The organism is Sedimentibacter sp. B4, assembly GCF_000309315.1.
Lineage (GTDB): Bacteria > Bacillota > Clostridia > Tissierellales > Sedimentibacteraceae > Sedimentibacter > Sedimentibacter saalensis.
The window spans coordinates 1-353 of sequence record NZ_CANG01000656.1; the positions used below are offsets into that span (position 1 = coordinate 1).

A 353-nucleotide genomic window follows, 5' to 3' on the forward strand; every position below is an offset into this window, starting at 1 on the left:
TAGCGAAGCCGGCCCTCAGCGGGAGGTGATCTCCCGCGGCGGATGCCTGCGGACGCGGCCGAGATAGACTTGGCCGGTCTGCTCGGCCGTGAACAGGCGCGAGCCCTCCGGCAGCAGCTGGAGCTCGTTCACCACCTCGGCGAGCCGGGCAGCTGACCGCGGACGGCGTCGAGCTCGGCCTCAGGGCGAGGATCCGGCGCACGCCTCCAGGTTGATCCCTCGTTCTGGGACAGGTGCTGGATGTGCCGCAGCTTGGCGATGTCACGCAGCGAGTAGCGGCGCCCCCGGCCACGGGACCGGCCGGGCACCACCAGGCCGAGCCGGTCGTAGCCGCGCAGGGTCTGGGGGTGCAT

1 pseudogene is annotated in these 353 nt (G+C 72.2%); it reads right to left on the reverse strand.

Going from position 1 to position 353, the window contains the following annotated elements:
- Positions 1 to 215: 215 nt before the first annotated feature.
- Positions 216 to 353, reverse strand: a pseudogene (locus tag BN358_RS27800) (MerR family transcriptional regulator); the annotation flags it as partial.